General features: G+C 67.4%; 13 protein-coding genes. 9 read left to right on the top strand and 4 right to left on the bottom strand.

Annotated elements, in window-relative coordinates:
• Positions 1 to 51: 51 nt before the first annotated feature.
• The 3 genes from FM111_RS12815 to FM111_RS12805 form a co-directional block, all read right to left on the bottom strand.
• The gene (locus tag FM111_RS12815; RefSeq protein WP_087141330.1) at positions 52 to 630 is read right to left on the bottom strand and encodes a DUF4440 domain-containing protein; all 579 of its coding nucleotides are present in this window, start codon (positions 628 to 630) and stop codon (positions 52 to 54) included.
• Positions 631 to 664: 34 nt separating this feature from the next.
• Entirely contained in the window at positions 665 to 1,669 is a 1,005-nt protein-coding gene (rarD, locus tag FM111_RS12810) for an EamA family transporter RarD (protein WP_087141329.1), read from the bottom strand.
• 104 nt (positions 1,670 to 1,773) lie between these two features.
• A complete protein-coding gene (locus FM111_RS12805; RefSeq protein ID WP_087141328.1) occupies positions 1,774 to 2,820 on the bottom strand; it encodes an aspartate-semialdehyde dehydrogenase in 1,047 nt (348 codons plus the stop codon).
• A gap of 149 nt (positions 2,821 to 2,969) precedes the next feature.
• Between FM111_RS12805 and zapE the strand changes: the two genes are divergently transcribed.
• Positions 2,970 to 4,097 (top strand): cell division protein ZapE, encoded by a 1,128-nt coding sequence (gene zapE / locus FM111_RS12800; RefSeq protein ID WP_087141331.1) that lies wholly within the window; start codon positions 2,970 to 2,972, stop codon positions 4,095 to 4,097.
• Between the two features lie 158 nt (positions 4,098 to 4,255).
• On the opposite strand, the gene mdh is transcribed toward zapE, so the two are convergent.
• Positions 4,256 to 5,218, bottom strand: a complete 963-nt coding sequence (mdh, locus tag FM111_RS12795) for a malate dehydrogenase (RefSeq protein ID WP_087141327.1) — start codon at positions 5,216 to 5,218, stop codon at positions 4,256 to 4,258.
• 127 nt (positions 5,219 to 5,345) lie between these two features.
• Between mdh and FM111_RS12790 the strand changes: the two genes are divergently transcribed.
• The 8 genes from FM111_RS12790 (at position 5,346) to FM111_RS12755 (ending at position 11,332) form a co-directional block, all read left to right on the top strand.
• Complete coding sequence (locus tag FM111_RS12790) at positions 5,346 to 6,107, top strand: EcsC family protein (RefSeq protein ID WP_256968277.1); 762 nt, start codon at positions 5,346 to 5,348, stop codon at positions 6,105 to 6,107.
• Positions 6,104 to 6,517 (top strand): HIT domain-containing protein, encoded by a 414-nt coding sequence (locus tag FM111_RS12785; protein ID WP_087141325.1) that lies wholly within the window; start codon positions 6,104 to 6,106, stop codon positions 6,515 to 6,517. The genes FM111_RS12790 and FM111_RS12785 overlap by 4 nt, the downstream gene beginning before the upstream one ends.
• Before the next feature lie 130 nt (positions 6,518 to 6,647).
• Positions 6,648 to 7,109: a succinate dehydrogenase, cytochrome b556 subunit gene (gene sdhC / locus FM111_RS12780; RefSeq protein ID WP_256968276.1), complete on the top strand. Its 462-nt coding sequence runs from the start codon at positions 6,648 to 6,650 to the stop codon at positions 7,107 to 7,109.
• On the top strand, positions 7,106 to 7,501 hold the full coding sequence (locus FM111_RS12775; protein WP_087141323.1) for a succinate dehydrogenase, hydrophobic membrane anchor protein: 396 nt from the start codon (positions 7,106 to 7,108) through the stop codon (positions 7,499 to 7,501). The genes sdhC and FM111_RS12775 overlap by 4 nt, the downstream gene beginning before the upstream one ends.
• A 7-nt stretch (positions 7,502 to 7,508) precedes the next feature.
• Positions 7,509 to 9,293, top strand: coding sequence for a succinate dehydrogenase flavoprotein subunit (gene sdhA / locus FM111_RS12770; protein ID WP_087141322.1), 1,785 nt, complete (start codon positions 7,509 to 7,511; stop codon positions 9,291 to 9,293).
• A gap of 12 nt (positions 9,294 to 9,305) precedes the next feature.
• Positions 9,306 to 10,103, top strand: a complete 798-nt coding sequence (locus FM111_RS12765; protein WP_087141321.1) for a succinate dehydrogenase iron-sulfur subunit — start codon at positions 9,306 to 9,308, stop codon at positions 10,101 to 10,103.
• A gap of 115 nt (positions 10,104 to 10,218) precedes the next feature.
• On the top strand, positions 10,219 to 10,539 hold the full coding sequence (locus tag FM111_RS12760) for a 2Fe-2S iron-sulfur cluster-binding protein (protein WP_003166502.1): 321 nt from the start codon (positions 10,219 to 10,221) through the stop codon (positions 10,537 to 10,539).
• Between the two features lies 1 nt (position 10,540).
• Complete coding sequence (locus tag FM111_RS12755; protein WP_087141320.1) at positions 10,541 to 11,332, top strand: kinase; 792 nt, start codon at positions 10,541 to 10,543, stop codon at positions 11,330 to 11,332.
• Positions 11,333 to 11,373 lie beyond the last annotated feature (41 nt).

The following is an 11,373-nucleotide window of genomic DNA, read 5'->3' as shown; positions in this document are numbered from 1 at the left end:
TCCCGGCGTCCGCCGGGATGAGCGGAGGTGGGAAGCCTGACATTTTGGACTTTAAGCCTCCGGCCCCCAGGCCAGCTGGTCGTGGACGATCAGCCAGCCGTCGACCGTGCGGCGCAGGATGCGAGTGAACAGGCCGCGATGGGTCTTGCCGTCGCGCGTCATCACCGCACGCCCCGAGACCACCGCCGTGTTGACGTCGAACTGCATGGTCTCGAACCACTCATAGGACAGCGCCCCCAGCCCGCCCGGCGCCGCCGCGCGGGCGTCCAGGGCGGCGCGCACGCTATCAGGCCCCTTCAGCGGGGTGTCGCCCAGAAAGACCAGCAACGGCTCGTCGTGAACATAGGTGGCCATGACCGCGTCCACCTGGCCCGAAGTCCAGGCGGCGGCGGCGGCGTCCAGGGCGTCGCTGACCGCGTCGAAGGTCTCGGCCGTGGTCGGCGGGGCGGCCACGGCGACGGGCGCGCCCGGCGCGGCGGTCGGCGCGGCCTCGCGGCTAACCCCGACGCGAGCGGTGCGGATCACTTCATCGCCGCCGGTCTGGACCACGCCATGGGCGCAGGCCGAAGTCCCCCCGGCGAGCAGAACGGATGCGGCGGCGGCGGCGAGGAAGCGGGAACAGATCATCATCGCCTTCTTCTTTAAGCCGGGACGGCGTCCGACCTCAACGCGCAGGCGGCGGATTCTCGCCAAGAGCGTCCATGCGATCCTCAGCCGGGTCGTCCAGCAGGCCCGGTTCGGGCGCCACGATGGTCTCGGCGGTGTCCGACGCGCGACGCACCTTGAGCACGGCGCCCAGGGCGAAGACGGCGGCTCCGACCCAGATGAAGGCGAAGGAGGCGATCCGCAGACTCCCCAGGGCCTCGCCCTGCAAGGCGCCGATGAAGAAGACGATGGTCGGCGCCAGGAACTGCAGGAACCCCATGCTGGACAAGGGCATCCGCCGCGCCGCCCAGGCGAACAGGGCCAGAGGGATGACCGTCGCCGGTCCGGCGAACAGCAGCCAGGCGGTGGCGGCGGGCGAGGCGGTGAAATGGCCCTGGCCCGTCGCCTCGATGAAGACGACCCAAGCCAGGCCGGGCAGGGCCAACAGCAGGCATTCCATGAACAGGCCGGTCTGGGCGTCGACCGAGACTCGTTTGCGAATGATGCCGTAGCCGGCGAAGCTGAAGGCCAGCAGCAGCGACACCCAAGGCATATGGCCCAAGGCGATCGCCTGCAGCACCACGCCGACCGCCGCCAGAATGATGGCGATGACGCCGAAACGGTCGATCCGTTCACGGAACAACCAGGCGCCGGCGGCCATGTTCAGCAGCGGATTGAGATAATAACCCAGCGAGGCGTCCAGCGTCCGGCCGTTGTTCACCGCCATGACGTAGGTGGTCCAGTTGGCGGCGATCAGCACCGCCGACAGGGCCAGCCAGCCCAGCACCTTGGGCTGTCGGAAGACGGCGACCACCTGGGTCCACTGCCGCGACAGCATGACCAGGATCAGGGCCCAGACCAGGCCCCAGACGGCGCGGTGGCCCATGATCTCCCAGGCGTCGGCCCCCTGGTGCGCCATCTGCTGGAACACGAGGGGAATGAAACCCCACAGCAGGTAGCAGAGCACCCCCGCCGCCAAGGCGGCGCGGGCTTCGGACGCAGGAGGAGCAGAAGACGCGCTCACGCTGAAACCTTTCGATCCCCGCCGCATCGCCGACGCGGCGGGATCATGGAGTGCTCAAACCGCCCTCAAACAGCCTCGCACCGCGTGCGAGGCGTTAGGGCCTCTTAGACCGTCAAAGTGCGGTAGCCGCTCTTGGGCGAGATGACGCCGGTCTCGTCCAGCAACTGGGCGATCTGCACGGCGTTCAGGGCCGCGCCCTTGCGCAGGTTGTCCGACACCACCCAGAACGACAGGCCGTGCTCGACCGTCGGATCCTTGCGGATGCGCGACACATAGACAGCGTGATCGCCCGCAGCGTCGACCGGGGTGATGTAGCCGTCGTGTTCCTGCTTATCGACGACCAGAATTCCCGGCGCCTCGCGCAGGATCTCGCGCGCCTCGTCCGGTTCGATCGGGCGGTCGAACTCGACCGTCACGGCTTCCGAGTGGCCGACGAAGACCGGCACGCGGACGCAGGTCACGGTCAGCTTGATCGACGGGTCGAGCATCTTGTGCGTCTCGTCCCACATCTTGGCTTCCTCGTCGGTGTAGCCGTCGTCGCGGAACGAACCGATGTAGGGAATGACGTTAAAGGCGATCTGCTTGGGGAATTTCTTCGGCGTAGCGTCGCCCAGGCCGTAGATGGCCTTGGTCTGGTTCCACAGCTCGTCCATGCCTTCCTTCCCGGCGCCCGAGACGGACTGATAGGTCGAGACGACGACGCGCTTGATCTTGGCCGCGTCATGCAGCGGCTTCAGCGCCACCACCAGCTGAGCGGTCGAACAGTTAGGGTTGGCGACGATGTTCTTCCTGGTCGCCAGCTTGGCGTCGTCCGGGTTCACTTCCGGCACGATCAGCGGCACGTCCGGGTCCTGACGGAAGGCCGAAGAGTTGTCGATGACGATGGGGCCGGCCTTGCCGATCTTCTCGGACCAGGCGCGCGAGACATCGCCGCCGGCGCTCATCAGCACCAGGTCGACGCTCGAGAAGTCGAACTGCTCGATGTCCTGGCATTTGATGGTCTTGTCGCCGAAGGAGACCTCCACGCCTTTGGATTTTCGGGAGGCGATCGCGTGCATCTGTTCAACGGGGAAGTTCTCTTCCTCGAGAATGGTCAGGATTTCCCGACCGACATTGCCGGTGGCGCCTACGACGGCGACGCGATAGCCCATGATGAAATCATCCTTTGTTCGGGGGCGTTTGGGAGAAACGCTTCTGCATTTGGGTCCTTCGCAGTCGCGAAGCAACCAGAATCCTCCAATTCGCCGCCGGAATCCGCGACCGCCTTCCCCCGGCCCCATCCGAGGGCTATCTGCTGGCCATGACCTCCCGTATCCGCAACGCTTACGACATCCGCGTGGAAGAGGGCGTGATCACGCCCGAACCGGCCCAGGCCGCCCTGATCGGCGCGCTTGAACGGCTGGAGACCGACCTGTCGAAGAAGGGGCTGTTCGGCGCCCTGCCCGAGGTCAAGGGCATCTACATCTGGGGCCCGCCCGGACGCGGCAAGTCCATGCTGATGGACCTCTTCTATTCCTCGACGCCCGAGCAGAAGAAGGTCCGCGCCCACTTCCACGCCTTCATGGCGCGCATCCACGACCTGGTGAAGCAGTGGCGCGACGGCACCCCGCGCAGCCGCAAGGACGTGTTCGGCACCGCCCATTCCAGCAAGAAGGGGGGCGACGACCCCATTCCGCCCATCGCCGCCCTGATCGCCTCCGAGGCGCGGCTTTTGTGCTTCGACGAGCTTCAGGTCACCGACATCGCCGACGCCATGATCCTGGGCCGGCTGTTCGAAGCCCTGTTCGAGAAGAAGGTGGTGCTGGCCGTCACCTCGAACCGCGCGCCCGAAGACCTCTATAAGAACGGCATCAACCGCCAGCTCTTCCTGCCCTTCATCGACATTCTCCGCCAGCGTTGCGACGTGGTCGAGACGGCGGGCGCGCGCGACTTCCGCCTGGACCGCATGGCCGGAGCCAAGGTCTGGTTCTCGCCGCTGGACGCCGAGGCGCGGCAAGGCTTCGAGACCCTGTGGTCGGACCTCAAGGGCGGCGAGCCGGAAGAGCCCATCGCCCTGCCGGTGCTGGGCCGCGAGGTGAAGCTGGAACGCACGGTCGGCGGCATGGCGCGCGCGACCTTCAACGAACTGTGCGGCCGGCCGCTGGGACCGCAGGACTATCTGGCCGTCGCCCGGCGCTTCCACACCCTGTTCCTGGCCGACGTGCCCTTGCTCAGCCCCGCGAACCATCATGAGGCCCGTCGCCTGGTGACGCTGGTCGATGCGCTCTACGAGGCCAAGACCCGCCTGGTCGTCTTGGCGCAGGCCGCGCCCGAGGCCCTCTACACTGAAGGCGTCGGCGCCTTCGAGTTCGAGCGGACGGTATCGCGCTTCAATGAGATGCAAAGCGAGGCCTGGCTGGAGCAACGGGAAGAAGCCGAAGCGGCATAGCGCCCCTTCCGCTCATCCCGGCATCCGCTTGGATGAGCGGTTTCTAGGGATGGCGCACGAAAAAGGGCCGCGCCTTTCAGCACGACCCCTTTCCAATTCAGACGCCTAGGCGCTCAAGCAGCGCGGCTCCGCGAGCCGCGCGTTAGCGCCCGCTGGCCTTAGGCCAGCGAGGGTTCAATGTCCTTGCAGGCCTGGATCAGGCCCTGGACCGAGGCGACCGACTTGGCGAACATCGCCTTTTCGTCGTCGTTGGTGGTGAACTCGATGACCTTCTCGACGCCGGCGGCGCCGATCAGGGCCGGGACGCCGACGTAGAGGTCCGACAGGCCGTATTCGCCCGACAGCCACACGGCGCACGGCAGGACGCGCTTCTGGTCCAGCAGGTAGGACTTGGCCATGGCGATGGCGCTCTCGGCCGGGGCGTAGAAGGCCGAGCCGGTCTTCAGCAGGGCCACGATCTCGCCGCCGCCCTTGCGGGTGCGCTCGACGATGGCGTCCAGGTCGGCTTGCGACAGGAAGCCCGCGGCGACCGCGTCCGGCAGCGGCAGGCCGCCGACCGTCGAGTGGCGCACCATCGGCACCATGTCGTCGCCGTGACCGCCCAGGGTCCAGGCGTGGATGTCCTGCACCGACACGCCGGTCTTTTCAGCCAGGAAGTAGGCGAAGCGGGCCGAGTCCAGCACGCCGGCCATGCCGATGACCTTCTCCTTGGGCAGGCCCGAGAACTTCTGCAGGGCCCAGACCATGGCGTCGAGCGGGTTGGTGATGCAGATGACGAAGGCGTTGGGGGCGTGCTGCTTGATGCCCTCGCCGACGGCCTTCATGACTTTCAGGTTGATGCCGATCAGGTCGTCGCGGCTCATGCCCGGCTTGCGCGGCACGCCGGCGGTGACGATGCAGACGTCGGCGCCCGCGATGTCGGCGTAGTCGTTGGCGCCCTTCAGGGCCACGTCCTGACCGAAGACGGCCGAGGCTTCGGCGATGTCCAGAGCCTTGCCCTGGGGGGTGCCTTCGGCGATGTCGAACAGGATGACGTCGCCCAGCGCTTCACGCGCGGCCACGTGGGCCAGGGTTCCGCCGATCATTCCGGCGCCGATAAGGGCGATCTTCGCGCGAGCCATTCAAGTCTCTCCAGTCGATATTGCGTGTGCGAAACGGTAGTCGCTGGAACGGCGGTCTAGACCTGTCGGCGGGTCGCGGCAAGCGTTCCGCGTTGCGCCTTTCGTCGGGGCCTGCGAGGCTGCGGCTATGGCGAAACCCACGGACGCTCCCCCGATGACGGACGCCGCCTATGAGGCGCGCGCCCTGGCCGAGGCCCTGGCCTGGCGCGACCGCCAGCTGAAACGGCCCGGTCTGTGGGACAAGACCACCCGCGCGACCCAGGACCGCATCAACCGCGTCATTCCCGAGCGCGTGCACGAGATCGTGACCGGCGCCGTCCAGCAGATGACGCGCGGCCTGCTGGCCGGATCGGAATGGACCACCGCCCGCCCCCTGGCCGAAGGCGTCCTGCAGGAGCGCGAGGCCAGGGTCCGCACGCGCATCGAGCTGTATCGCACCACCGCCAGCGTCGAGGGCGGGGTGGCGGGGGCCGGGGGCTTCCTGATGGCGGCGGCGGACTTTCCGGCCCTGATGGCCATCAAGGTCAAGATGCTGTTCGAGATCGCCGCCCTGTACGGCTACTCCGGCCGCGACCTGAAGGAGCGGGTGATCGTCCTGCGCATCTTCCAGCTGGCCTTCTCCAGCGCCCGGCACCGACCCGAAGCCCTGGCTGCGCTGGAGGCCGCCATGTGCGCGCCGGACGATCCCGACGCGCTTCGGAGCTTCGACTGGCGCAAGTTCCAGCTGGAGTATCGCGACTACATCGACGTGGCCAAGCTGGCCCAGATGCTGCCCCTGGTCGGCGCGCCGATCGGGGCCGTGGTCAACTGGCGCCTGATCCAGCGCCTGGCCGAAACGGCGATGAACGCCTATCGCCTGCGCCTTCTCGCCGATCAGGACGCCGCATGAGCTTCACCGCCGACCCCGCCTTCGAGGCCGCCTCCGTCTTCGCCGTCGACTGGCCCCTGTGCCAGGTGCGGTTTCAGGACGAGGCCCGCTTTCCCTGGGTGATCCTGCTGCCCCGCGTGACCGGCGCGGTCGAGCTGGAAGACCTGACGCCCGAACAGCGCGCCCTTCTGAGCGAGGAGATCGTTCGCGCCGGCGCCCTGGTGCGTGCGCTGGGCGCTCTGCGCGATGCTCCGGTCGACAAGCTGAACGTCGCCGCCCTGGGCAATGTCACAGCCCAGCTTCACGTCCATGTCGTCGGCCGCCGCCGCGACGACCCCCTGTGGCCCGACCCGGTCTGGGGTCGGCCAGGGGCGGTTCCTTGCACAACCGAAACGCGCGATGCGGCCCTGACGCACGTCGCATCCTTCTGATCCAAGACTTAGGGACCGACTTTCGTTCGGAATCGCCCCCCTTCGTTGACACCCCCCCTTCTGCGTCACTAAAGCCTGTTGCACTGCAATCCGGCCCTGAATTTCCACGGGTTTTTTGAGAATCATTCGCATGTCGAACACTCCCCCGGCTGCGGGCGAAACTGGCGACCGGACGGGCCGCTACGTCCGTCACCCCAATGGGCACGTCGCACCGATGTCGCCCTTCACCGATATCTGGCGCTGGCACATGACCATGGTCGCGTCGATCCTGTTCCGCGTCACCATCGGCGCGGCCAGCGTGGGCGGCGTCCTGCTGCTGGGCTGGGTCGCGATCGTCGCCTGCGGCCCGGACGCCTTCGCCTCGCTCGCCGCCTTCTCGGGGTCCCCGTTCGGCCTGTTCATCTGGTTCGGCCTGACGTGGGTGCTGTTCTCCTTCCTGCTGAACGGCGCGCGCCACCTGATCAACGACGCGGGCAAGGGGCTGGACCTCAAGTCCGCCAACCTGATGGCCCAGATCGCCGTCTGGGGTCCGATCGTCCTGGCCGTCCTGTTCTGGGTCGTGCTGTTCGCCACCGGAAAGGTTTCGCTGTGAGCGCCGCGCCCAAGTTCAAGAACAATGTGAAAATCTCCGAGCGTCACGGCGCCGGGGAATGGAAACTCGAAAAGCTGGCGCTGCTGGCGCTGATGCCGCTGGGCCTGTGGGTCCTGTCGACCGGCTTCACCCTGGCCGGCGCCGACTACGGCGCGATCATCGCCTGGTTCGGCAGCACGCTGAACGCCGGCCTGCTGGCCGTGACGGCGGTGGTCTTCTGCCTGTTCGCCAGCCTGGCCTGGAAGGTGATCCTCGAGGACTACGTTCCCGGCCCCTCCCGCTCGTCGCTGATCCTGGTCTCGAACCTGGTCTTCCTCGTGCTGGCCGCCGCCAGCATCTTCTTCATCGTGCGTCTGGCGCTGGGCTCGGCCCCGCTGCCGGCCGGAGTCTGATCCCGCCATGGCTGCATACGAGCTTATCGATCACGAATACGACGTCGTCGTCGTCGGCGCCGGCGGTTCGGGCCTGCGCGCCGCTCTCGGCGCCGCCCAGCAGGGCCTGAAGGTCGCCTGCGTCACCAAGGTCTTCCCGACCCGCTCCCACACGGTTGCTGCCCAGGGCGGCATCTCCGCCTCGCTCGGCAACATGGGCGAGGACAGCTGGCAGTGGCACATGTACGACACCGTCAAGGGGTCGGACTGGCTGGGCGACCAGGACGCCATCGAGTACCTGGTGCGCAACGCGCCCCAGGCCGTCTATGAGCTTGAGCACTGGGGCGTGCCCTTCAGCCGCACCGACGAAGGCAAGATCTACCAGCGCGCCTTCGGCGGCATGACCCGCAACTTCGGCGAAGGCCCGGTGCAGCGCACCTGCGCCGCCGCCGACCGCACCGGCCACGCCATCCTGCACACCCTGTACGGCCAGTCGGTCCGTCGCGAGGTGAAATTCTTCATCGAATACTTCGCCCTGGACCTGATCATGCAGGACGGCGCCTGCACCGGCGTCACCGCGCTTCAGCTCGACACCGGCCAACTTCACCAGTTCCGCGCCAAGATGGTGGTGCTGGCGACCGGCGGCTATGGCCGCGCCTACTTCTCGGCCACCTCGGCCCACACCTGCACCGGCGACGGCAACGCCATGGTGCTGCGCGCCGGCCTGCCGCTGCAGGACATGGAGTTCGTGCAGTTCCACCCGACCGGCATCTATGGCGCCGGCTGCCTGATCACCGAGGGCGCCCGCGGCGAAGGCGGCTACCTGACCAACTCGGAAGGCGAGCGCTTCATGGAGCGCTATGCGCCGACCGTGAAGGACCTGGCCCCGCGCGACATGGTTTCGCGCTCCATGACCATCGAAATCCGCGAAGGCCGCGGCGTGGGTCCGAACAAGGACCACATCTTCCTGCACCTGGATCACCTGGATCCCAAGATTCTGCACGCGCGCCTGCCGGGCATCTCGGAATCGGCCAAGATCTTCGCCGGCGTCGATGTGACCAAGGAGCCGATCCCGGTCCTGCCGACCGTCCACTACAACATGGGCGGCATCCCGACGAACTATCACGGCGAGGTGCTGACGCTGCGCGACGGCAACCCCGACAGCGTGGTTCCGGGCCTGATGGCCGTGGGCGAGGCCGCCTGCGTCTCGGTGCACGGCGCCAACCGTCTGGGCTCCAACTCCCTGACCGACCTGGTGGTGTTCGGCCGCGCCGTCGGCCTGCGCTGCGGCGAGGTCGTGGACAAGAACTCGGCCGTGCCCTCGGCTTCCAAGGCCCAGACCGACGCCCACCTGGCGCGCCTCGACCGCTTCCGCAACGCCTCGGGCTCGACCCCCACGGCGCACCTGCGTCTTGAGATGCAGCGCGCCATGCAGGCCGACGCCGCCGTCTTCCGCACCGGCAAGACCCTGGACGAAGGCGTCCAGAAGCTGCGCTCGATCGACGCCGCCGGTTCGGACATCAAGACCACGGACCGCGGCCTGATCTGGAACACGGATCTGGTGGAGACGCTGGAGTACGACAACCTGATCGCCCAGGCCGTCGTCACCATCGAAGGCGCGGCCAACCGTACGGAATCGCGCGGCGCCCACGCCCGCGAGGACTATCCGGACCGCGACGACGTCAACTGGATGAAGCACACCCTGGCGTGGAAACGTCCGGGCGAAGGCGTCCAGATCGACTACCGTCCGGTGCACAAATACACGATGACCGACGAGGTCTCGTACATCGAGCCCAAGGCTCGGGTTTACTAAGGGGGATCGCAGATGGTTCAGCTCAACCTCCCGCGCGGCTCCAAGCCCACGACCGGCAAGGTCCACAAGGCTCCGGCCGGCGCCAAGAACGTCAAGACCTACAAGGTCTATCGCTACGACCCGGAGACGGACGCCGATCCGCGCTGGGACTCGTACGAGGTCTCGACCGACGATCACGGCCCCATGCTTCTGGACGCCCTGATCCACATCAAGAACGAGATCGACCCGACCCTGTCGTTCCGTCGCTCGTGCCGTGAAGGCATCTGCGGTTCGTGCTCGATGAACATCGACGGCAGCAACACCCTGGCCTGCACCAAGGGCTGGGACGAGTGCTCGTCGCACAACATCACCATCGCCCCCCTGCCGCACCAGCCGGTGGTCAAGGACCTGGTGACGGATTTGTCGCTGTTCTACGCCCAGTACGACTCCATCCAGCCCTACCTCCAGTCGGACACGCCCGACCCGGAGAAGGAGCGCCTGCAGTCGCCCGAAGACCGCGAGAAGCTGGACGGCCTGTACGAGTGCATCCTGTGCGCCTGCTGCTCGACCTCGTGCCCGAGCTACTGGTGGAACCAGGAAGAATACCTCGGCCCGGCGGCCCTGCTGCAGTCCTATCGCTGGATCTCGGACAGCCGCGACGACGCGACCCAGAAGCGCCTCGACGACCTGGAAGACCCGTTCAAGCTGTATCGCTGCCACACGATCATGAACTGCGCCCAGGTCTGCCCCAAGGGTCTGAACCCGGCCAAGGCGATCGCCGAGACCAAGAAGCTGATGGTTTCGCCGTCCCGCAAGAAGACGGCCGCCTGATCCAGCCGGTCGGAACGAAAAGAAAAGCCCCCGGCGCCGCCTGGTTCCGGGGGTTTTCCTTGGCCGCCGCGTAGCAAGGCTTGCCAACCCTGCATCCAGAGTTAAGACCGCTTCCATGCCCAAGATCACCTACATTGAACATGATGGAACCGAGCACACGGTCGAGGTCAAAAAAGGCCTGTCCGTGATGGAGGGCGCGATCCGCAACAATGTGCCGGGCATCGACGCCGATTGCGGCGGCGCCTGCGCCTGCGCCACCTGCCACGTCTATGTCGACGAGAACTTCGCCGCCGAGACAGGCCGCCCCTCGGCCATGGAGGAGTCCATGCTGGACTTCGCCGAGAACGTCGAACCGAACAGCCGCCTGTCCTGCCAGATCCGCGTCACCGACGACCTGGACGGCCTGATCGTGCGCCTGCCGGAAAGCCAGCACTGAGATGATCGACGCCCGGCTGCTGGATGCGGTCGGGTCTCTGGTCGCGCGCCACGCCCGGCCGGACTACATTCCCCTGATCGGGCTCGCCGGCGCGCAGGGCTCGGGCAAGACCACCCTGGCCCGCATCGCGGCCGAACGGCTGGGCGCCGCGCATCTGTCGCTGGACGACGTCTATCTGACCAGGGCCGAGCGACAGGCCCTTGCCCGCGACGTCCATCCCCTGTTCGCCGTGCGCGGCCCGCCGGGGACGCACGACCTGAGCCTGCTGGAGCGCACTCTAACCGCCCTGCGCGCCGCTGAAGCCAACTGCCGCACGCCGCTGCCCGCCTTTGACAAGCTGGCCGATGATCGCGCGCCCAGAACGGGCTGGCCAGTGTTTGCGGGCCGCCCGTCGGCGGTGCTGGTCGACGGCTGGTGCCTGGGCGCGACGCCGCAGGCCGAGGCCGACCTCGTCGCGCCGATCAATGCTCTGGAAGCCGATCAGGACGGGGAGGGGAGCTGGCGGCGCGCGGCCAACGCCGCCCTGGCCGGTTCCTACGCCCAGACCTTCGCCCGCTTCGACGCGGTGCTGTTCCTCAAGGCGCCGTCCTTCGACGCTGTGCTGGACTGGCGGTGCGAGCAGGAAGCGGGGCTGATGGGCCTGCCGCCCGCCGATCTACCCTCTGTCAGACGCGCCGAACTGGCCGTCTTCATCCAGCATTTCGAGCGGATCACCCGCCATATGCTGGCGGGCGGGGTAAAGGCGGACATCGCCATAACGCTGGATCGCCAGCGACGCCCCTTCTCCCCTTGAGGGAGAAGGTGGCAGGCGGAGCCTGACGGATGAGGGGTGTA

The organism is Brevundimonas diminuta 3F5N (genome assembly GCF_900163625.1).
Classification (GTDB): Bacteria; Pseudomonadota; Alphaproteobacteria; order Caulobacterales; family Caulobacteraceae; genus Brevundimonas; species Brevundimonas diminuta_A.
This window is presented reverse-complemented; position numbering and strand designations above follow the sequence as displayed.